This is a genomic window from Psychrobacter sp. DM4 (assembly GCF_051307035.1).
Lineage (GTDB): Bacteria > Pseudomonadota > Gammaproteobacteria > Pseudomonadales > Moraxellaceae > Psychrobacter.
The window spans coordinates 1,712,536-1,734,723 of record NZ_CP195536.1 but is presented as its reverse complement, the minus strand read 5'-3'; the positions used below and the strand labels follow the sequence as shown (position 1 = coordinate 1,734,723).

The 22,188-nt window shown below is 45.1% G+C and carries 21 protein-coding genes; 15 read left to right on the top strand and 6 right to left on the bottom strand.

Annotated features, from left to right (window positions below; genetic code table 11):
- Positions 1 to 153: 153 nt before the first annotated feature.
- Complete coding sequence (lipB, locus tag ACR64G_RS07330) at positions 154 to 921, bottom strand: lipoyl(octanoyl) transferase LipB (RefSeq protein ID WP_435978663.1); 768 nt, start codon at positions 919 to 921, stop codon at positions 154 to 156.
- Positions 922 to 1,221: 300 nt separating this feature from the next.
- On the opposite strand from lipB, the gene ACR64G_RS07325 reads away from it, so the two are divergent.
- From ACR64G_RS07325 to pncB, 4 genes are all read left to right on the top strand, one after another.
- Positions 1,222 to 2,685: a coniferyl aldehyde dehydrogenase gene (locus ACR64G_RS07325; protein ID WP_435978662.1), complete on the top strand. Its 1,464-nt coding sequence runs from the start codon at positions 1,222 to 1,224 to the stop codon at positions 2,683 to 2,685.
- Positions 2,686 to 2,922: 237 nt separating this feature from the next.
- Complete coding sequence (locus ACR64G_RS07320) at positions 2,923 to 4,902, top strand: glycine betaine ABC transporter substrate-binding protein (protein WP_435978661.1); 1,980 nt, start codon at positions 2,923 to 2,925, stop codon at positions 4,900 to 4,902.
- A 32-nt stretch (positions 4,903 to 4,934) separates the two neighbouring features.
- On the top strand, positions 4,935 to 5,864 hold the full coding sequence (locus ACR64G_RS07315) for an ATP-binding cassette domain-containing protein (RefSeq protein ID WP_435978660.1): 930 nt from the start codon (positions 4,935 to 4,937) through the stop codon (positions 5,862 to 5,864).
- A gap of 223 nt (positions 5,865 to 6,087) precedes the next feature.
- Positions 6,088 to 7,311, top strand: coding sequence for a nicotinate phosphoribosyltransferase (gene pncB / locus ACR64G_RS07310; protein ID WP_435978659.1), 1,224 nt, complete (start codon positions 6,088 to 6,090; stop codon positions 7,309 to 7,311).
- 35 nt (positions 7,312 to 7,346) lie between these two features.
- Here pncB and xseB read toward each other — a convergent pair whose 3' ends face one another.
- From xseB to ACR64G_RS07295, 3 genes are all read right to left on the bottom strand, one after another.
- Complete coding sequence (gene xseB, locus ACR64G_RS07305; protein ID WP_435978658.1) at positions 7,347 to 7,595, bottom strand: exodeoxyribonuclease VII small subunit; 249 nt, start codon at positions 7,593 to 7,595, stop codon at positions 7,347 to 7,349.
- Positions 7,596 to 7,650: 55 nt separating this feature from the next.
- Complete coding sequence (xseA, locus tag ACR64G_RS07300) at positions 7,651 to 9,192, bottom strand: exodeoxyribonuclease VII large subunit (protein WP_435978657.1); 1,542 nt, start codon at positions 9,190 to 9,192, stop codon at positions 7,651 to 7,653.
- A 190-nt stretch (positions 9,193 to 9,382) separates the two neighbouring features.
- Positions 9,383 to 9,763: a hypothetical protein gene (locus ACR64G_RS07295; protein ID WP_435978656.1), complete on the bottom strand. Its 381-nt coding sequence runs from the start codon at positions 9,761 to 9,763 to the stop codon at positions 9,383 to 9,385.
- Between the two features lie 252 nt (positions 9,764 to 10,015).
- Here ACR64G_RS07295 and ACR64G_RS07290 point away from each other — a divergent pair, with 252 nt between their 5' ends.
- The 11 genes from ACR64G_RS07290 to purF all read left to right on the top strand — a co-directional run bounded on the left by ACR64G_RS07290 (position 10,016) and on the right by purF (position 20,978).
- Complete coding sequence (locus ACR64G_RS07290; RefSeq protein WP_435978655.1) at positions 10,016 to 10,675, top strand: alpha/beta hydrolase; 660 nt, start codon at positions 10,016 to 10,018, stop codon at positions 10,673 to 10,675.
- Positions 10,676 to 10,741: 66 nt separating this feature from the next.
- Positions 10,742 to 11,842, top strand: a complete 1,101-nt coding sequence (gene zapE, locus ACR64G_RS07285; RefSeq protein ID WP_435978654.1) for a cell division protein ZapE — start codon at positions 10,742 to 10,744, stop codon at positions 11,840 to 11,842.
- Between the two features lie 29 nt (positions 11,843 to 11,871).
- A complete protein-coding gene (locus ACR64G_RS07280; protein WP_435978653.1) occupies positions 11,872 to 12,519 on the top strand; it encodes a nitroreductase family protein in 648 nt (215 codons plus the stop codon).
- A gap of 77 nt (positions 12,520 to 12,596) precedes the next feature.
- On the top strand, positions 12,597 to 13,883 hold the full coding sequence (locus ACR64G_RS07275) for an NAD(P)H-dependent glycerol-3-phosphate dehydrogenase (protein WP_435978652.1): 1,287 nt from the start codon (positions 12,597 to 12,599) through the stop codon (positions 13,881 to 13,883).
- Positions 13,884 to 13,986: 103 nt separating this feature from the next.
- A complete protein-coding gene (locus ACR64G_RS07270; RefSeq protein WP_435978651.1) occupies positions 13,987 to 14,445 on the top strand; it encodes a SixA phosphatase family protein in 459 nt (152 codons plus the stop codon).
- Between the two features lie 100 nt (positions 14,446 to 14,545).
- Positions 14,546 to 15,802, top strand: coding sequence for a type II secretion system protein GspL (gspL, locus tag ACR64G_RS07265; RefSeq protein ID WP_435978650.1), 1,257 nt, complete (start codon positions 14,546 to 14,548; stop codon positions 15,800 to 15,802).
- Positions 15,799 to 16,359, top strand: coding sequence for a type II secretion system protein GspM (gspM, locus tag ACR64G_RS07260; protein WP_435978649.1), 561 nt, complete (start codon positions 15,799 to 15,801; stop codon positions 16,357 to 16,359). The genes gspL and gspM overlap by 4 nt, the downstream gene beginning before the upstream one ends.
- Before the next feature lie 277 nt (positions 16,360 to 16,636).
- Positions 16,637 to 17,179 carry a DUF4870 family protein gene (locus tag ACR64G_RS07255; RefSeq protein WP_435978648.1) on the top strand — a complete coding sequence of 181 codons (543 nt, stop codon included), beginning with the start codon at positions 16,637 to 16,639 and terminating at the stop codon, positions 17,177 to 17,179.
- 144 nt (positions 17,180 to 17,323) lie between these two features.
- Positions 17,324 to 18,370 (top strand): quinone-dependent dihydroorotate dehydrogenase, encoded by a 1,047-nt coding sequence (locus ACR64G_RS07250; RefSeq protein WP_435978647.1) that lies wholly within the window; start codon positions 17,324 to 17,326, stop codon positions 18,368 to 18,370.
- 332 nt (positions 18,371 to 18,702) lie between these two features.
- Entirely contained in the window at positions 18,703 to 19,200 is a 498-nt protein-coding gene (locus tag ACR64G_RS07245) for a CvpA family protein (RefSeq protein WP_435978646.1), read from the top strand.
- Positions 19,201 to 19,442: 242 nt separating this feature from the next.
- Positions 19,443 to 20,978 (top strand): amidophosphoribosyltransferase, encoded by a 1,536-nt coding sequence (gene purF / locus ACR64G_RS07240; protein WP_435978645.1) that lies wholly within the window; start codon positions 19,443 to 19,445, stop codon positions 20,976 to 20,978.
- Between the two features lie 72 nt (positions 20,979 to 21,050).
- On the opposite strand, the gene ACR64G_RS07235 is transcribed toward purF, so the two are convergent.
- Both ACR64G_RS07235 and ACR64G_RS07230 read right to left on the bottom strand, forming a co-directional pair.
- Positions 21,051 to 21,407 carry an AzlD domain-containing protein gene (locus ACR64G_RS07235; protein ID WP_435978644.1) on the bottom strand — a complete coding sequence of 119 codons (357 nt, stop codon included), beginning with the start codon at positions 21,405 to 21,407 and terminating at the stop codon, positions 21,051 to 21,053.
- A complete protein-coding gene (locus tag ACR64G_RS07230; RefSeq protein ID WP_435980674.1) occupies positions 21,400 to 22,041 on the bottom strand; it encodes an AzlC family ABC transporter permease in 642 nt (213 codons plus the stop codon). The genes ACR64G_RS07235 and ACR64G_RS07230 overlap by 8 nt, the downstream gene beginning before the upstream one ends.
- Positions 22,042 to 22,188 lie beyond the last annotated feature (147 nt).

The following is a 22,188-nucleotide window of genomic DNA, read 5'->3' as shown; positions in this document are numbered from 1 at the left end:
TTATAAGTAAAGGGTAAGGGGTTACTACGGTTTGCGAGTATAACAAGTTTGGATTGGATTTTGTTGTATCCCTTAAGTCTAAGCTGGCACGATATTATGCAAAATAGGACTCAGAAGAATAAATTATGATTTAGAGCTTCGAGTTTTAAGCGTTTAAGATTTAGTTGCAATAGGACGCAGCTGAATATGGCCGGCGTGACGCTTGGCGATATTATCGATGAGTTGTTGAGTGACTTGCTCATAACTTAATGAATTGGCGTCCATAGCGGCAAAGTCTGCCAAACGTAGCATTTGCATGCCAGCATAACCACAAGGGTTGATAGCATCAAAAGCGGACAAATCGCAATTTAGATTAAGTGCAATACCATGATAGCTAAAGCCGCGTTTAATCTTGAACCCAAGTGAGGCAATTTTACCGAGCATAATCGTATCGTCGTCAGCAGAGCGGTTCGATAAGTGACTATTATATAGATAAACGCCTGGAGCATCGCTACGTGCATGAGCACTGATGTGATTTTTATTTTGAGCAGATATCAGACAGTCATTAAGCACATCTTCTAGCGCTTGCTCGGCATGAGAAACGAGATTGCGTACGCTCCAGCCCAAACTGTCCAAATCAAATAGCCAATATAACACCAGTTGCCCAGACCCGTGCCAAGTGACTTGTCCGCCGCGATCGGTTTGGATAATAGGGGTATCTGTCTGCTGCAATATATGCTCTTTTTTGCTCGCTTGCCCCAAAGTATAGACATCATTATGATCGACTATCCATAACTCGTCGGGGGTGCGCTGCGTGTGCTTTTTTAATTCAATGCGCTCAAGGGTACGCGCCAGCATTGCCTCATGGGTCGCTACGTAATCAGCTTTTGATAACGAATTGGTCACTAGCGCGTCGTTAATAGGGTGCATATTATTTTGCATAGTCGTCACAGTCTTAAGATTTGTGGTTACCGAAGTCGCGCTTTAAATTGCGCTTATAGCCCTAATAAAGAGAGATAACAGCAACAATGAGCAACTTTATTAATAAGGATGGTCACCACCGATTGTAGCAGCTCTAACAAACGACAGCTCATCATTTAGCTCGTTTTATTCTACTATACAAACCTGCCAGTACGCCAAATACACTTTTCATTGCGATAGGCTTGCGCTACATTAAACAGCAACTGACAGTGGCTCACACTGGCTGGGGTTCACTTACTCTAGACATGACAAGGAAGACAAATGACAGATAATGATGTAATTACTCAAGATAATACACAGATGCACACAGGTCGTACTATGAGCATTATCAATACCGTTGAAGAGATGCAAGCTCAGTTTACTCGTATGCAAGCGCTTAGCCGTAGCCAGCCGATGAATGACTGGTATGAGCGTGAGACGCAGCTTGATAATCTTGAGCTGCTGCTTAGTGATAATCAAGAACAGATCTCCAAATCTATTAGCGAAGATTTTGGCTATCGCAGCCAGTCTGAGACGCAGTTCGCTGAGCTGTTTCCAAGCTTTACGGGTATCAGCCATGCCAAAAAGCATGGCAAAAAGTGGATGAAGCCGCAGCGTATGCCGATATCTGCCCTGTATCGTCCCGCGCACAATGAGATTCAGCCACAGCCTTTAGGACTAGTCGGTATCATGGTGCCATGGAACTATCCACTGTTTTTGGCAATAGGACCGATGATTGATGCGATTGCCGCAGGCAATCGCATTATGATCAAAATGAGTGAAGCGGCGCCTAAGTTTGCAGAAACGTTTGCAAAACTAGTCGCGCATTATTTTTCGCCCGATATGGTTTCTGTGGTGCTAGGCGAAGTTGAGATTGCCGAAGAGTTCAGCAAGCTACCGTTTGATCATCTGCTCTATACTGGCTCTACCGCGGTTGGCAAAAAGATAATGGCCGCCGCCGCACCTAATTTGACGCCCGTTACTCTTGAGCTTGGCGGCAAATCACCTGTGATTGTATTAGAAGGTGCCAATTTAGAAGCGGCGGTCAATCGCGTAATGATGGGTAAGACGCTAAACGCCGGTCAAACTTGTATTGCGCCAGATTATGTATTGATTCAGCGTAAGCATCATGACGAGTTTATTAGGCTCGCTAGAGAGTGGATGGATAAGCACTACCCAGATATCGAGAACAATCCTGATTACTCGCGGATTATCAATGGTTCGCAATTTAAGCGTGTACAAGGTTACATCGATAGCTTGCAAGGTCAAGGCGTCTATCCATTGACCGATATCAGCTCAAACACCGAAACGCGTTTGATGCCGCCAGTTGTGGTCGTTGAACCGACGTCTGGTAGTGATGTCATGAAGAATGAGATATTTGCACCTGTACTACCGCTCATGCATTATGAGACGCTTAATGATGCCATTAGCTTTGTAAACGCGCGTCCTCGTCCACTAGCGCTTTATGTGTTTGGTGATAATAATAGCGACATTGATAGAGTGCGCTCAAATACAGTATCAGGCGGCTTGTGTATCAATGAGGTTATCTTGCATGTCGTACAGCACGATTTGCCATTTGGCGGCGTTGGACATTCAGGTACAGGCGCTTATCACGGCAAAGCGGGCTTTGAGCGTTTAAGCCATATGAAGCCTGTGTTTGTACAGACCAAGCTTAATGGTATGAATTTCTTATTACCTCCTTATGGCGGCTTCTTCAAAAAAGCTATGGGTATGTTCTTAAAATAGATCACTCTTAAAACGTTACTAACAAAAAGCGCTTATAGATATAGGCGCTTTTTTTGTGAAAAATAAGACCAGACGCTATATTTTGGTTAAATAAGCATTTGTTATCTTTATGCTAAATCGCTACACTTTAAATCAACACGTTAAGGGTGATAAAGCTAAGACATAAATCATTTTATTATCTTTTATTATAAGCAGGCATTTTTAAAACCATAGTTAGAACCATAAATAGGATTGCTCATGCGCCAATGGATTGCACTTAGTTTACTACTGCTAAGCTCATTTGTATGGTCGATCGTCTCGATGTCGACAGCTTCTGCAGCTACGAACTCAGCGACTTGTGATACACCGATCAAGTTTGGCGCATTGACATGGGAGAGTGGTCAATTCACAACAGGTGTGCTCAAATACATTACCGAAAGTGGTTATGGCTGCGCAGTTGAAGAAGTGCCTGGTGCAGGTCCTGCGCTTGAAACGGCACTCTCGCAAAACGACATTCAGATCATAAGTGAGCAGTGGGTAGGGCGCTCACCCATCATGGAGCAAGCCATCACTGACAATAAAGTTGCGGTCATTGGCGATACGCTTGAGGGCGGCGCGACACAAGGCTGGTATGTACCGCAGTACGTCATCGATGACAATCCGGGTCTGCGACGTTACGAGGATCTGCCCAAATACGCTGAACTGTTCCGAGACCCAGAAGACCCAAAACGCTCGCGGTTTATGAACTGTCCCTCAGGCTGGGCGTGTGAGATCTTTAATACGCGCTTGCTCAAAAACACAGGTTTGGATAGTGTCTTTAACAATGCGCATCCAGGGACAGGTGCGGCGCTCGATGCCGAGATTGCCTCTGCATTTGAGCAGCGTAAACCACTACTTTTTTATTACTGGCAGCCAACGGGCTTGATCGCCAAATACGATTTTGCACCTATTGCCTTTCCTGAACATATTGATGAGTGCTGGCAAGACTTGTTGCTCGCAGATGGTACTTCTAATTGTGTCTCAGGATTTCCGGTTTCACCACTCAAAATCGCTGCCTCAACACCTTTTATCAATGATACCCCTGAGCTGAGTGAGGCTTATAAAAAAGTACAGTTCACCCCTGAGCAGCTCAATGGCGCTATTTTGGCGATGAGTGAAAACAAGCGCAGTGGCGATGAGCAAGCTTTGGTGTTCTTGCGTGAAAACCCTAGCGTCTGGCAAGAGTGGATGTCAGCTGAAGCAGCAAACAACCTAGCGATAGCTTTGGGTATAAACGCTGCACAAGGTAGCGCGGGCGATACCGATGCTAATACGCCTTTGAATACCGCAGCGCCAACCAATAGCTTACTGGCGCTATCATCAAGCTTTCCCTCATGGTCACTTGAGGACTCGCTTAATACGGCGCTGGCAACCGTAGTTAGAGAATACGGCGATGTTTTTCGTAGTATTAGTAGCGTCACTTTGACTTATTTGTTACTCCCTATCGAGCGCGTTTTAACCATTATTCCGCCATGGCTTATTATCGCAGCTGTTGCGATATTAGCGTGGTTTGGGGTGCGTAAGATATGGTTTGCTCTCGCCTGCGGCGCGGGGCTGTTCTTGATTGGTGCGTTTGGATTATGGGGCGCTTTAGTCGATACCTTAGCACTCTTGATTGTATCAGTACTGGTGACGGTTGTGATTGGTATCCCGATTGGTATCGCGATGTCAGGAAGTCAGATACTACGCAAGATAGTCACCCCGATACTTGACGTCATGCAAACGATGCCAAGTTTTGTGTATCTGATACCTGTGTTGATGCTATTCGGTATTGGCAAGGTGCCCGCGCTGTTTGCGACGGTCATTTATGCTTTGCCGCCACTGATTCGCCTGACGACGCTGGGTATCACTCAAGTCAATCATGAGATGATCGAGGCGGGTCGCTCATTTGGTAGCACTCATTTGCAACTGCTCATCTGGGTCAAGCTACCGCAAGCGCTGCCCAGCATTATGGCCGGGGTCAATCAGGCGGTCATGATGTCGCTGGCAATGGTGGTACTAGCGTCGATGATTGGCGCGCCAGGTCTAGGCGAGGATGTGTTGCAATCTATCCAAACGCTTAATATCGGTCAAGGATTGCAAGCGGGTACTGCGATTGTCATTATGGCGATTATCATCGACCGTATCACCCAAGCTTTTGGTCAAGGTCGCCGCGCGCGTCAAAAAACAATCCACGCGCGTCGCCGGCATATAGGGTAGAGCGTTCTGAGTACTCACAATAGAGAATAGTAATGAATCATATTCAACTAGAAAACATCAGTAAGATATATAACGCCAGCCCTAGTCAATCCGAGTCGGCGCTAGCTTTGTTAGCGGATGGTATGAATAGCATTGAGGTCAAAAAGCAGACAGGGTATTCAGTTGGGCTTTATGATATCAATCTTACGATTAAAGCAGGGGAGCTACATTGCATCATGGGGCTGTCAGGTTCTGGCAAATCAACCTTGATACGCCATCTCAATCGCTTGATTGATCCAACCTCAGGTAAGATATGGGTAGATACGTCGATTGATGCCAATACCACCTTAAATAATGATGAGGTATCAAACGATAGATTTGCCAAAAGCTTGGCAAATACTGAGAATTTAAACTCGCCAGCCACCATATCCGACGTAGCTATCAATATCTTAGAATTGGATGACAAGGCACTACAGAACTATCGTCAGCAGACCGTCAGTATGGTGTTTCAGCATTTTGGTCTGATGCCGCATATGACCGTTATGCAAAACGTCGCCTATGGACTACGAGTACGCAAGATGAGCACAAGCGAGCGTCATGATATCGCGCGTCACTGGTTAAATGAGGTCGGACTACCCAATCTTGAGAACAGCTACCCTGATGAATTATCTGGTGGTATGCAGCAGCGCGTTGGGCTAGCACGGGCGCTGGCGATGGATACGCCTGTCCTGCTAATGGATGAGGCGTTCTCGGCGCTTGATCCTTTGATTCGGGCGCAATTACAAGATCAGTTACTTGAGCTACAAGCGCGTCTTAATAGAACGATTGTGTTCATCACCCATGATATCGATGAAGCGGTCAAAGTCGGTCAGCGTATTAGCATTCTAAACGGTGGACGCTTGGTACAAACAGGCACACCAAATGAGCTACGCGTCAATCCTGCGGATGATTATGTCGCGCAGTTTATGAGTGCAAAAGCGTAGTACTTTATTTTAAAACTCAAACCCTTCAAAAGGTTTATCTAGTATCTTAACCTAAAAAACGCTAGGAGGTCTCTTAGCGTTTTTTAGGTTAAGATATGAAACCCATAAAATCAGTTATACTTCTAAACGAAATAAGCGCTTGGCCTAAACCTTATTTCTAATAGCCGATGCTATTTTATTTACCTTTTCGCTTTTATACTTTTGCTGCTTCTAAGGTTGTCCTATGACCGTACCTTTTACGCCCATCATTACATCCTTACTTGATAATGATTTGTACAAATTCACCATGCTACAAGCTATGTTGCATCAATTTCCACAGACTCATGGCGTATATCGCTTTCGCTGCCGCAATAATGATGATTCTGCCTATCCGCTTGCCTCTATTAAAGACGCATTAGAGGAGCAACTAGATAGCTTATGTGAGCTTAGATTCTTACAAGATGAGCTTGAATATCTGCGCGGTCTGCGTTTTATCCGCTCAGATTTTGTCGATTATTTAGAACTGTTTCAGCTCAAGCGTCGATTTGTCACAGTCAACACTGATGAAAAAGGACGTTTGCACATTGAGATCGAAGGACCAATGATTCAGGCGATGTTCTTTGAAGTCTTTGTTTTGGCTATCGTTAACGAGCTTTATTTCGATGCTCTATCAAATTCAGCGGTCATCACAGAAGGTCAGCGTAGGCTAGATACCAAGGTTGGTCTGCTACGCGAGTACGCCAATGCACAAGACTCAGAGCTGGGCAAACCGCCATTTATCATTGCTGATTTTGGTACGCGTAGACGCTTTAGCAAACGCTGGCAGGCGCATGTGGTCGAGACCTTGCATGAAGCTGAACCTAAGATTGTGGGCGGCACCTCCAACGTGTATCTTGCCAAAAAGCTCGGAATGACTCCAATAGGCACGATGGCACATGAGTTTATGCAAGCCTTTCAAGCCTTGGATGTGCGTCTGCGAGATTCGCAAAAAGCTGCGCTTGAAGCATGGGTACACGAATATCGCGGTGACTTAGGGATTGCGCTGACAGATGTCGTCGGTATGGACGCGTTCTTGCGTGATTTTGATCTGTACTTTGCCAAGTTGTTTGACGGGCTGCGTCACGACAGTGGTGACCCCTATGTTTGGGGCGACAAAGCTATTGCCCATTATCAAAAGCTCAAGATAGATCCCAAGACTAAGATTTTGACCTTTAGTGATGGTTTAGATATGCAAAAGGCTTGGGACTTGCATCAGTACTTCAAAGATCGGATTAGAACCAGCTTCGGTATCGGTACCAACTTGACCAATGACATGGGGTTAACACAAATCAACATTGTCCTCAAACTGGTTGAGTGTAATGGACAACCAGTTGCCAAGATATCGGATAGCCCTGGAAAAACCATGATCAATAACGATACTTATCTGGCTTATTTGCGCCAAGTGTTTGAGGTGGATGAGCTGGACTAATATTCAGGGATAAGGGTCATAACTAAATCTCAGCGCTAGCTTTTAGAGTCTGTACTAACAGCATCTTCTTCAGCAAAAGCTGCATCCAAGGCTTGTTGCACGGCATTGATGCGCGTCTCGCACACGCGGTAAGCGGCGATAGACTCTTCAACCGTTGTCATCAGATTATCGATATCAGGCTCGTCTTGTTGCTGGAGTTCAGCGGCGTTGGTTTTTAGGATATCATAAGCGGCCTTAAAAGTTTTTGGGGCGGCTTTTTTGCGTTTGCGAGTAGAGGTTGTCATAGCTTTTTCCTAGCATTTTCGAGTGAGTTCAAATAGAGTTTTTTAAGTTTGTTGGTTATACCGCATCGCTAGTGTCTGTAGAGTCATCAGCAGCGCTGTTATCAATAATGACGTTTTTGATACGTGCAGTAGCGCTGCCATCTTTTAGGACGATAGTCAGCGTTTGGTCAGCATGCAACTGACTGCTGCTGGTAAATATCTGTTTGCCAGCTTTATCTGTCAGCATGGTATAGCCTTGATTTAATACCCGCGCTGGTCGATGTAACAGCACAATATCACGTAGATGCGCGCTTTCACGCTGTGCCTGTATGATGTGCTGCTGTGCACTTTGCACGATGGTTTGCTGATAGCGTGCAACATCCTTAGTAGCGCGAATGACATGCTGATAAGCCATATCTTTAATTTGTTGATGGTGCTCAGTACTCAGACGCTTAGCTTGTTTGATTTGTCTATTGGCGCTTTGCTGTACGCTTTGCCATGCGTGCTTGCTGTCCTTTTGCAAAGCTGTAAGCTGTCCCACTGTTTGGGTTTGTACTTGGCTTAATTGACGAGCAGTACGCTGCTCAGCTAGCGTCAGTTGATATCGTGCTGCTTGTTTGATCTGAGCTTGGTACGCCAAGGTTTGCGTGACCAAGGTCGTCAGATGACTCATAATCGCAGCTATCACTTTGGAGGGCGTATCAAAACTCGTGTGCGCCACCTCATCTAATATCACTTTATCACGTTCATGACCGATACCCACCCAAACGGGTACAGGCTGTTCTGCGACTATTGCGGCTAGCTCGTAGTCGTTGAGATATGCTAAATCACCGACCGCGCCGCCGCCACGTATGATGACGAGTAAGTCAGGCAGACGATTATAGCTATCTTGAAACTGCTGCTGAGCACTGACGATCGCTTGACGAATCTCGCCTGGGGCATGATTGCCCTGAAAAGTCGCATTATGGTAATGAAAATGACAAGCACCTGTCGATGCTAGTCTATTGGCATCGGCTTGAAAGTCGCCTAAGCCCGCCGCTTTTTCAGGAGCAATGACAAGAACGTGCTCGATATCAAATGGACTTGGCAACTGCGCGTTTAGCGTTAATAGGCCTTCACCACTTAGTCGATCGACCATCTCTACGTATTGGCGTGCCAAGTCGCCCAAGGTATAGCTGGGGTCTATATCTTCAATAGTGAGCGAAAAGCCGTATTGTGCATGAAAGTTGGCGGATATCTTGAGTAAAACGGTGAGATCACGGCTGAGCGCCATACCCGTTGCGCGCTCGAACTTGGCGAGCACACGCGCCGCTTTAAAGCGCCAGAGATTACCTCGGCAACTGGCAACCACTTTGCCATCATCGTCTTTTTCGGCCAGCTCAAAGTAATAATGCCCGCCCTTACTTGATAGGTTGCGAATTTCAGCTTTGACCCAGACCCTATGATCGAAGGTTTGTTTGATAACCATATCCACAGCGGATAAGTAATCACTTAGGCGCAGTACAGTATTTTCAAGTGGATCATCCGCTTCTGCCAGCTCAGCCTCTAGCGTTGCCAAGTCTTTGGCAGGGGTAAGGTCTTTGGCTGATTGAATGGTCGAAAGATTGGGTTTACGCATAATAGAGAGCCACAGTGATGAAAACTAACGGAGTATATATTTCAAAAAACACTCTATCCTAAAGTGTTTAGCACAAAAAGCAAAGCCAATAAGCTGCTAGCGAATCGCAAACTTATTGGCGCATTATCTGAATTTATTTTTATCCAACGACTTGTACTGTGGTACTTATACCCTTGCGCTCAAAGATACACTACTGACAGCGAAAACTAATAGCATACTCATAATCATCGTCACGCGATAAGTTGGGCGAACCCGTACCAAATATTGAACCTACTACGGCGCCCACTTGACCAACCATACGGCCTGAACGCTCATCTAAGATACCATTGTATCTAGCTTCGTCTTTGACGATGATGACTTGCTTATTACGGCAAGTTTTTTGAGCGCTATCAATGGCATTTTGTTGTGCACCTACTTTGGTATCGGCGATGCCTGTGGTCTCAAAGATAGAGCCTTCGCGCTGAATGACGGGTGATGATGTCGTGCTCTGACAAGCACTCAAAGCAAGCACAGCTGCAAGAGCAGTCGTCAAAGTAGCAGTTTTGCTAAAGGTTATACGAAAGGCAGTCATAAGCGATCCTATTAGAGAGTTAAAGAGTATGATATACGCTCGACATTACCTCATTTAACTTTCAAGCGCTAGAGATATTATTAGCACCAGACCGTACTAAAACTTTGAATGTCGAAATACAAGTCATTAAAATGTCTAATGTTTGATGATAAAGACGGACAAAGTCATACACAGATGAACACAGCAAATTACTTGAAATAAAAATCATATCTAGGATAATTGAATCACTCTTTTCAACTGACACTGTTTATTATGCCCCTAATCTCTGCTCCTGCTGGCGTACTTGAAGTCGATGCACTCTGGCAAAACGATAATCCAAACGATCCTAATACGGATACGGTAGCACTATTATGTCATCCCAATCCTTTGTTTGACGGAACGATGACTAATAAAGTGGTGACCACTATGTATCGCTTCGCCCGTGACAATGGTATGCATGCGGTGCGTTTCAACTTTCGCGGTGTGGGTCAATCAACGGGCGAGCATGATTATGCCGAGGGTGAAGTGATCGACGCGATGACCGTGCTACAATGGATAGCAGGGCAAACGAGTGCACGCAAATTATGGCTTGGCGGCTTCTCGTTTGGCGGTTACGTTACCGCGCGCGCCGCAGAGCAAGTGACAACGCTGCCGCACATATGGGGTCTAAGCGACTTTGAAGTCAGTAATGTGGCGCTTATTGCTCCTTCAGTAGAAGACAACGACGCTAGTGATATAAGTCTGCCAATAGACAAAACGTTTGAAATCTATGGTAATGCTGATGACGTCATTAGTCCCAATGTTATGCAAGCCTTTGCAGAACAGCAAGGTATTGCGGTCAGTGTGGTAGATGGCGCAGGACACTTTTTCCATGGCCATCTCTCTGAGCTTAAAAGTTTGCTTGAACAGCATAGCTTTGGTCGTTCTTCCTAATACTTGCAACCGTACTTATATTTTTGCTCCTTTTATCACCCAAATTATTCAATAATGAGTCCTATTATGAGTCTATCGCCATTGCAGCGCTATGAGCAAGCCATCAGTACCGATGAGTTTACCCCAGATGAGCAGCAGTTTGAGGCTATGAGTTACTTGGACAATCTATATCATCAGCTTAATGAAGGCTCTGAGCAAAAAAAGAGCTTTTTTAGCTTTTTGAAGTCCAAACCTGAAGCGCCAAAAGGTCTATATATGTGGGGCGGGGTTGGCCGCGGTAAAACGTGGATGATGGATATGTTTTATGATGCGCTGACTATTGAGCGCAAGATGCGGCAGCATTTTCATCACTTTATGCAGCGCGTTCATCGTGAGCTCAACGCCTTGCAAGGTCAGTCTGATCCGCTAGAAAAAGTAGCGGACATCATCTACAACGAAGCCGTTATCATTTGTTTCGATGAGTTCTTTGTCTCTAACGTCTCTGATGCCATGATACTCGGTGATCTGTTTACTATGCTGTTCAATCGCGGTGTAACGCTGGTTGCCACATCAAACATTGAACCTTCAGGTCTATACAAAGACGGCTTGCACCGAGATCGCTTTATGCCCGCTATCGCTGAGGTTGAGCGCCATACCACAATTATGAATATCGATGCAGGCATCGATTACCGTTTGCGGGTGTTACAGCAAGCTGAGCTGTATGAGTCGCCTATGACTAAGAAAAACCATAACTGGCTCGCCAACCGTTTTGCGAGTCTCTCTAGCAACCAAAAAATCAGTGACGAGCCTATTATTATCAATGGACGTGAGATTACCATCAATGCGCGCACCGAAGATATTCTATTTTGCGATTTTCGCCAACTGTGTATGCAGCCGCGCTCTGCTAATGATTTTATTGAAATCGCCAAGCAATTTAACACCGTACTCATCAATGCGGTACCTGCGTTAGATGATGATTTGCGTGATCCTACGCGCCGATTTATTTATTTGGTCGATGAGTTTTACGATCGCCGCGTCAAGCTTTTGGTAAGGGCGCAGCAGTCTATTCTCGAATTGTATCAAGGTGAAAAACTCGCCTTTGAGATTGAGCGAACGCGTTCACGCCTGCTTGAGATGCAATCAGAAGATTATCTAAAAATGGCGCACCGTGTTGATACCGTAGCGTAATACACTAGAACAATAAAAAAGGATAAAAAATGAGTCAAAATAATAATCAGGGTGATAAGACAATTGCTGTAGACAAATCTCAAACGACTGACATTCAAGCGACCGATGAGCAGTTAATCGCATGGATCAACTCAAGACGCAGTATCGGTAGTTTGGATATGCCTGCACCTACGTCTGAGCAGATAAAAGCCGTTATCGAATGCGCCGCGACCGCTCCTGATCATAAAAAACTACGTCCATGGCGTTTCATTGTGACTCAAGGCGCGGCGCGCAGTGAGTTGGGAGAGGCACTCGTCACGGCAGCAAAAGAAAAGGCCCAGCGTGAAGGCGAGACACTGTCAGAAAAGACAATGCATAAAACAGCCAATTTGCCTCTGCGTGCTCCGGTTATCATCACTGTCGTCACCCATATGCAAGCGCACAAAAAAGTACCGCCCTTTGAGCAGATGCTGAGCGCTGGAGCTGCCGTCCAAAATCTGATCTTGGCGCTAAAGGCTCAAGGGTTTAGCACAGTATGGCGAACGGGTCTCTTATGCAATGAGCCTGCTGTAAAAGCTTACTTCAATGTCAGCGCAGATGATTATATCACCGCTTTTGTTTATACTGGCACCAGCCCAACCGAGAAGCCTGTACGTAAGCCTATAGATATCGAGCCTTTAACGCGTTTTGAGCCTTAATTATTACAAAATAACACCTATTACAAATGACATAAATGCTCATCGCAACTTCCTTTTTGCAACACGGATTACTGAATATGACAAACGCTACTGACCAAAAAAACGACAAAAATAACAGTAGTAATGATAAGAGTAGCGGCGATAAACAAAGCGGCCTGCTTGCCAGTATCATTGAGCGCGCAACCAAATCAGGTATCGGACGCAAAAAGCTAAATCCTAGTGCGGTCGAGTCTGCTGTTGCCAAAAACATGGCGCAGATTCATAAAAATCCAACTAAACTGCGTTTGGCATTTTTGGGTGGCGGGAGTTTTGGTACCGCAATGGCGAACCTTGCTGCGCGCAACGGCTGTGATACGACGCTGTGGGTACGTAACAAACGCACGGTCAAATCTATGGCCAAGCTGCAGATGAATAAACAATATCTGCCAGGTTACAAGCTTGACGATCGTCTTAAGTACAGCCATGATCTTGAGTCTTCTGTAAAAGACAAAGATATTATCTTTTTGGCCGTACCAAGCTCAGCTTTTCGTGAGACGCTACAAAACATCGCGCCTTTTATTACTGGACAGTCAATCGTCTCACTCACCAAAGGCATGGAAAAAGATACCTTTGCTATGATGAGTGATATTATCAAAGACGTATTACCAGAGGTGAGTTTTGGGGTGATGTCAGGGCCGAACTTGGCCGTTGAGATTATGAAAAACATGCCTTCTGCTACGGTTATAGCCAGTAACTCGGAACCACTACGGCATGCGGTGCAAGCTGCTTTACATAGTGCGTTTTTTCGCGTATTTGCGAGTGACGATGTGCATGGGGTTGAGCTTGGCGGTGCCCTTAAAAACATCTATGCTATTGCTATGGGTATGGCGGTTGCTTACGAGGTCGGCGAGAACACCAAAGCGATGCTACTTACGCGAGCTTTGGCGGAGATGAGTCGTTTCGGTGTTGAGACGGGTGCCAATCCTCTGACCTTCTTAGGTTTATCAGGTGTGGGCGACTTGTACGCTACTTGCGGCTCGGAGCTGAGTCGCAACTTTCGTATTGGCAATATGCTTGGGCGCGGTATGAGTATTGATGCAGCGGTCAAAAAACTAGGTCAAACGGCTGAAGGCGTTAACACTATCCAGCAAGTACACGAAAAAGCGACCAAACAAGGCATCTATATGCCAATCACTCATGCGCTTTATGCGGTCATCTATGAGGATAAAGCGGCTCTTGGTGTTGCTCTACATTTGATGGAAGCAGGATTTCGTAGCGACGTCGAATTTGTGATGCCGCATGATCATAGCAACGCTTCTCTTAGCGCACAAATGAAGAAGTCCGCTGACGATCTACCTGATACGCCTGCCAAAGATAAAGACTGATAATAGCGCCTAACGTAGCTGGTATTTTGCTATAGTAATCAAAAAAGCAGTTATCGATAACAGCGACATTAGTATTAAACAATCAATATACCTAAGGATAGTGATGAGAATTATATTGATGCGCCATGGTCAAGCCGAAGACAGGAGTCGTCCAGATAGTGCACGTCAACTGACCGAATTTGGTCAGCAGCAAGCTGCGCAAACAGCTAATTATATTATCAATAGTTACAAGCCTAGTCATCTGATCGTGAGTCCTTATGATAGGGCGCAGCAAACGCTCGCAGAAATACACGCACTGGTACCTAATGCACCTGTTACGGTACAAGATAATATTACCCCATCAGACAATGCTATCGATGCGCTAGCAGAGCTTGCAACTATTGAGGTCGACTGTTTGGTGGTTGTCTGTCATATGTCTATTGTTGCCAATATCGCAGGACTCCTTACCAATGACTATCCTGAAAGCTTTTCTTTAGCAGAAGCTCGCGTATTTGAGATGGACTTTGTAATGTCTGGTATGGCAAAAGAGATCGATCGTTTTGTTCCTATGCAGCCCAGTTAATTCAGCTTAACCACTTTGATATGCTCAATAATTTATATAAGTACAACGATTTATATAAGTACAATGATTTATATAGGTACAATAATTAAGGACACGTTTAGTGTTACATGTTTGGTTACGAGCACAATACAGCCCTTTAGCAGTGTGGCACGAGGATGCAAAACAGTGGCAAGCCGTCGATGGCTGGCAGCAGCTGTATAATATCTATGGTAGCAAATCTAGCAACAAAAATTTGTGTTTGTACTTTCCATCAAGCCACATATTGCAAGTGGATACTGACCTTAGCAGTACGCAGCTTAAGCAGTTAGGATCTAGTGGCAAGCAATATTTATTCGAAGAGATGTCGATCACGCCTGTTGAGCAGTTGTCTGTACGTCAGATCAATCAAGCAAATAACCATCAATTATATGCACTTGCCACAGGCGATATCGAGACATGGCAACAAAGCGCCGCATTGGTCGGCATGCGCATCAATGCCTTGTTGCCTGATTTTTTGTTGTTACCCGTTCCAGATGAGGGCGTAGGTCAGCAAGTTACCTTGTATCAAGACCGCTATACGATGCTTGTGCGTCAATCACTACGTCAAGGCATGGCAGTAAGTTATTTACCGCTCATGCTTGAGCATCTGCCGCATCTAAGCGAGATAAGTGTGGTGCCAGCTATCGAGCCTAGTGATGATCTATCGGTCAACGATGAGAATACGGACACATCAAATGGCAGCCTGAATTTACAAGAAGATTTGTCAGATCCCAAGGCGCAAACTTTAGCTTTTATCGCAGAGCAGCAGCTGCTTTTGACGACATTAATAATACCGCCTACACCAATTGACTATCCTGAACGTCATGAGCTCAACTTTGCGATCAGGCTGAACGATGCAAAGCTATCACCATATCTGCGTATTGCTATGATGGTTGCGCTATCAGCGCTAGTACTACAAATAGCAACCGATGGGGCGCAGTGGTATCGTTACAATCAAGCGGCAGAGGCTACCCAAACAGCGATAGCGGCGCAATATCAGTCTTGGTTCGCAGGTGAGCGGCTCAATCCAAATACGCAGCTGCGCACACAGACAGAGCCGAAACTGCGTACAGATGCTCAAGCACAAGCGCCGCATATGGCCGCTTTGTCTCGAATATCACCACTGATTAAACAGTCCTCATTGCAAGCAAAAGCTTTGATTATGGGGCCATCGTCTCTGAGTTTTACGCTGATCGCACCAGAGCGTAGCAGCTTAGATCAGTTCACTAGTACATTGGTAGAGCAAGGCTTGAGCGCCAGTTTAGAGCGCGTCAATAGCAATGAGCAAGGGCAATTTAGCGGGCAGATGACTATTGATGTGATCGAGGTGACGCCATGAAATTTATAAAAGGACGCTCAAAAGATAAGGCCGTAGCCAAAAATATGTCCAGCTCTAATACTTTTATAGACAAGGTCAATAGTTATCAAAATGGGCTAGGTTCGCGCTGGCAGACTCTATCACCAAGAGATCAGCTTGCGTTGATTATTCTGTCACTATTTTTACTGATTTTCTTGGGGGGTTACGGTGGCTATAGTGTGCATCAAGCGGCTAAGAGCAGCAAAGAGGCGTACCAGGGGCAGATTGCGGACTACTTTTGGCTACGCGCGCAGGCGAGTAATGTCGATAACAATGCGCTAGCGGCGAATAGCGCTGAGGGCGCAGCTATAGCGCCTGCCACTAGAGTCAACTCGCTACTGAGCAACTCAGGCATTGTTGATGCCCAAGTGGTCGCAACAGGCGAGTCAGTACAGCTGAGTTTTAACAATGCAAGTCAAGCAGTGGTTAGCACGGCCCTAAGTCAGCTATCGCAGCAAGGATGGCAGTTCACTCAGCTCGCTATGGAGCAAGATGAATTGACAAAATCTATTACGGTTCAAGCAACCATTACCTCTTAGGTAATTATTGTTTAAAGTAATTGTTGTTTAAAGTCGGTACATTGAGTAAACGCGCCATAAACAATCCTCTTTGAGCTTGTCTTCTCTAACAAGTGCTGCATAAAATCATAAGGTGGGCATACTAAAATCTCAGCGCTAACAGGTGACTGTAGCCACTACTCAACAGCTGCTACCTGAAGACCTCGTCATTTGATGTCATACAACAAGCATTCATTATTATCAGGCACAGCGTTTATCAGGCATGGCGCTAAGTTATAGACAGTTGGAGGTGCTTATTATGTCAAACAATATAGATCCCCAAAAAGATACCAATACTCGTAGAACCCAGACAGCCGATATCGACGCAAGACAGGACCCTTTGCGCGTTGGTGCCTCAACTGAGTATGGCATGGCACATCACACGTCTACGCGAGGGATAAGTGACAAAAAACAGCGATCTTTAATCGGTTATAATTATTTAACATATTTGTTGTATGTGGTCAGTTATTTCACCGCAGGACTTCTATGGGTGGTACCGATTGTGATGAACTATTCAAAAAGGCAAGAAGCTGATGGTTCGTGGCTTGCCACGCATTTTGATTGGCAGATCAAAACTTTTTGGTACAGTATCGTCTGGTTCGTGATTGGTATTATCATTATTCTATTTGCACTCAGCGGTCTTGGCGTGAGCATGATCTTTGAGGCTAGTGACAATATAGCGATAGGATCAGTGCTATTAATCGGTTTTGGCTTGGTGATTATCGCAGTTACCTTTGTATGGCATCTCTATCGCATTGTACGAGGCTGGATTGCGCTGACTGACAAACGTCCTGTGCCTTGATCGCTAATGCAATAAGCTGCGCATGATAAACGAAACTTTAGTCTTATTTCTGTTAAGCTGATATAATCGCAGCGCTCGATTTGACTGCTTTTTCTTATTTCTCTATTTTGTTTTTCACTACTCTAAGCAAGGTTTATCACCACTATGTCTTACGCCTTACTTCGTCCCTTTTTGTTTAAAATGGATCCTGAAAATGCTCACGATATGACTTTGTCTTTGTTATATAGGGCTCATAAGGCACGTGCTTTGGGCTTAGTATACGGACAGTCGATGCATCCGACAGAATGCATGGGTTTGCAATTTTCAAACCCAGTAGGTTTAGCTGCAGGTTTGGACAAGAATGGCGATTATATTGATGCCTTGGCGGAGTTGGGGTTTGGTTTTATCGAAGTCGGTACGGTCACGCCTAAGCCGCAGATAGGCAATGAGAAGCCGCGTTTATTTCGCATCAGACAAGCCGATGCTATTATCAACCGTATGGGTTTCAATAACCAAGGTGTTGATTATCTGATTGAGAATGTCAAAAACTGTAAATACAAAGGTAACATCGGCATTAACATCGGCAAAAACGCCAGTACGCCTGTTGAGCAGGCGGCCGATGATTACGTCTACTGCTTAGAGCGCGTCTATCCTCATGCCTCCTACATCACAGTCAATATCTCATCTCCTAACACCAAAAATTTGCGCGATCTACAAAGCGGTGAGGCGTTAACTACGCTGCTGGATACTATCAAAAACCGTCATAATCAGTTAGCGACTGAATATGGTTTTTATGTTCCACTAGTTCTAAAAGTCGCGCCCGACCTAAAGCCTGAGCAAGTGGACTATATCTCCCAGCAGTTATTAGACTTTGAGATTGACGGACTCATCGCTACTAATACAACTTTGAGTAGAATAGGGGTTGAGGATTTGCTCGATGGTGACCAAGCAGGCGGACTATCTGGTCGTCCCGTCAGTCACATCAGCACTCAAATACTCCAACAGTTCGCCGATCAATTAGAAGGTAGAGTCGCTTTGATTGGTGTGGGCGGTATAGATAGCCCTGACAAAGCGGTTAAAAAGATAACCGCTGGCGCAGACTTAGTACAGCTGTACACGGGTCTTATTTACCGAGGTCCTGGCCTAGTTCAGTCTAGCATCCAAGCTATTGGTGGCTACTATGATGCTATGGAGAGTGAGATATCTCTTTGACAGAGCTTGTTATTAGGGCTTGTTGAACATTCAAATGTGGTGCTGGCAGTGACTATTTTTTAGACAATATGCAGTGAAATTTTTGATGCCTAGTCATTCTAGGTTAAACAATTTCGCCATATATTGGCAAAAAACAGTACTGCCCTGAAAGGCTGATGCCAAAATCACCCCAAACGTTGTTGCAAGCCTAGCTAAGGTCTCGACATTATCGTTGGTTTGCGCCTAGTTTAGTGCAATTTTAGCAATCAGCAGCCCTAATATTCGAATGTTCAACACGCCCTAGAACTTTGTAGTTACCGATAAAACAGTAGATATCAGCGAGGACAGTAAGTATGAGTGGTCTAGATATAATGATTGCCTTAGTCGTACTTGTTGGCTTGTGGCGTGGCTTTCAGGTAGGACTGATCAAGACAGCGGTTGGCTTGGTAGGATGGTTTATTGCTTTGATTGCGGCGACCAGATTAGCTGGGTCTATAGCGCCGCAGCTATCTGGCATAGTAGAGAACCCAGTATTACAGATGGCGCTAGCATTTTTGGTTGTGGTCTTAGTGATATTGGCAGTCATGCATACCCTCGCTTTTGTATTTTCGAGCGCATTAAAAACGTTGAATCTAGGCGTAGTGGATAAGCTCGCTGGAGGCGTACTTGGCGCGGCCAAAAATATATTAGTGGTCTTAGTGATCTTAAGTATAAGCGCGCCTTTGCTCGTGCAATTGCCGCAGTGGGAAACCTCAGTCATCGCGCCTGAATTGATGCCTTATGCGCCTATGGGTAAGGAGCTTGCTTCTGATATGTTAGGCGTCGCTTGGAGCCAAATCAATCCATCCTAGTAGTTCGCGTGCCATCCTTATGTTCTGCCGTTTCGTTGTTATATTTTTCTAGTAGGCCTTGATAAAAAAATATTTGATAGTATTTAGTGCTCTTACCGTACATATCATTTGTTATCTGCTCACTTGAAATTGACTAGCAAAATCTAATGCTAGTAGGCTTTATCAAATGAGTGGTCAATAGCTAAAAGTACTGCTGAAAAGCTCTTATAATACTAATATATGATCTAAAATAGGACATAACTATGTGTGGAGTCGTTGGGGTTGCAGCTCATGAACCCGTTAACCAAATTCTTTATGATGGTCTGACGATGTTACAGCATCGCGGGCAAGACGCGGCTGGTATTGTGACTTTGCAAGATGGTAGACTTTACTTGCGTAAAGAAAATGGCATGGTACGTGATGTATTCATGAACCGTCATATGATTAAATTGGTTGGCAAATTTGGTATCGGTCACGTACGTTATCCGACAGCAGGCACTTCGAGCAGTGCCGAGGCGCAGCCCTTTTATGTCAACTCTCCTTATGGCATTACTCTGGCTCATAATGGTAACTTGACCAATGCTGAGAGCTTGGCTAAATCTTTATACATCGAAGACCGTCGTCATCTCAATACTGATTCAGATTCTGAAGTCTTATTAAACGTCGTAGCTCACGAGATGCAAAACTTGGATAAAACTCATCCGAGCGCTGATGATATCTTTGAAGCTATAACAGCGGTATATAGCCGCGTTGAAGGCGCTTATGGCGTCGTCGCCTTGATCACAGGTCATGGCTTGCTGGCGTTTCGTGACCCTAATGGTATTCGTCCGCTAGTGTTCGGTGAGCGTTTAGCTGCGAATGGCGGCACAGAATATATGGTCGCCTCAGAGTCAGTAGCGTTAACGGGTTCAGGGTTTACTATCATTCGTGATGTAAAGCCAGGTGAGGCGATATTTATTGATCTAGATCACAACCTGCATACGCATCAATGCGTCGAGCAACAAGAGTATACGCCGTGTATCTTTGAATATGTTTACTTTGCGCGTCCCGATTCGATTATGGACAATATCTCAGTCTACAAATCACGTCTACGCATGGGTGAGAAGCTCGGTGACAAAATCCTCAAAGAATGGGGCGAGGATCATGATATTGATGTGGTCATTCCTATTCCAGATACCTCGCGTACCTCAGCGATGGAGTTGGCGCTGAAGATGAACATCAAGTACCGTGAAGGCTTTATGAAAAATCGCTATATCGGTCGCACCTTTATTATGCCAGGTCAGCAGCAACGCAAAAAATCAGTACGTCAAAAGCTAAGTGCGGTACCGCTTGAATTTAAGGGCAAAAATGTCCTTTTGGTAGACGACTCCATCGTACGTGGTACTACGTGTCATGAGATCATTCAAATGGCTCGTGATGCAGGCGCGTGTAAAGTTTTCTTTGCTAGTGCGGCGCCGCCGGTTAAGTATCCTAACGTCTATGGTATCGATATGCCTGTACGTAACGAACTTATCGCTTCAGGCCATAGTGTCGAAGAAGTACGCAAAATTATTGGCGCTGATCGCTTAATTTTCCAAGATTTAGATGATCTAATCGATGCGGTAAAAGATACTAAATATAGCAAGGTTGAAGGCTTTGATTGTGCGGTATTTAACGGCTGTTATATCACCGGTCAAATCAATGAAGCGTACCTTGATCACTTGCAAGAGCGGCGTAACGATACGGCAAAGATTGGCAAAAAAGGCGTGCAAATCGTCGCTGATACGCCAGTTGATATGATGGGTGTCGAAGAGTTGTAATAAGCATACGATATAGTAAATATAGAAAAGGCTGAACTCTAATAAGAGCTCAGCCATTTTTATGACTAACGCTTAGCCTAACATACGAGCAAATAACCAAAGCAAACCATTAATAGTGGCGATACCGACGAGCATACTGACCAGCAATTGACGGCTGATGTGATAAATAAGTAGTACTGCCGCCAAAGCCCCGATTTGCGCCAATAGCAAATGTAGCTCAGCACTATTCAAATGAATCCTTGATAACTCTTGGTAAGAGAGGCTGGTCAAAATAAGCAGTACCATTACCGATAAAGGCAAGCTCTCATTTAGACGATGTAACCAAGGGGTATCAAGGATTTTTTTGGGTATGAGAACAGGCAGGGCGCGCGTCACAAAAGTCACTGCTGCCATAGCAAGCGTTGCAAAAATTAAATAGCTACTACTCATGCGTGCCTTCCTTTGCGTAGCGCTGCAACCAAAATCCACGAAGCAATATCAGCAGCATACAAATGGTAATAGCGGCGAGTAGCAACCAGTCATTTGTAAATAAAGACGCTAAGACCAAAGACACCGCTGCGATGCCAATCGGAAAATAGCGTTTAATAGTTTGAAACTGCTCATAAGCTAAGATGGCAAATAGACAGACTAGCGCAAAGTCCAAATGTGGTACCAGATCATTGAGCACACTGCCTATTATAACGCCAACACTCGATGCCAGAACCCACCAGCTTTGATTGAATAGACTAACAGGTAATATCAAGGCGCGGCGCATCTCATTTGGCAGGCTGGTCATCACCGAAAAGGTCTCGTCAGTCAATGCAAATAGGCAGTACGTTTTAGCCAGCTTTTGCATTGGCATGTCATTCAATAATGGCATCGCATAAAAAACATGACGCAGATTAATTGCAGCGATGTTGGTGGCGATATTACCTATCGGTAGACCGCCACTGAGCATCGGCAAGCAGGCATATTGCGCGGCTCCTGCATAGAGCAAGACACTAAGCATAATCGTTGCCCACACAGGAATGCCCGCTACTTGCGCGAGCACACCAAAAGCAATCCCTGCTGGCAGATAGCCCATTGCCACAGGAATGCTTTTTTTGAAGCCTGTCGTCCAGTCAGAGCTGATATGACGCGGTAAATTTACTTTCTCTAGAGAAGTGCTCACAGAATGTCCTATTTTACTGACGTACTTTTTATAATTTTTCGTTAATATTACTTATCCAAA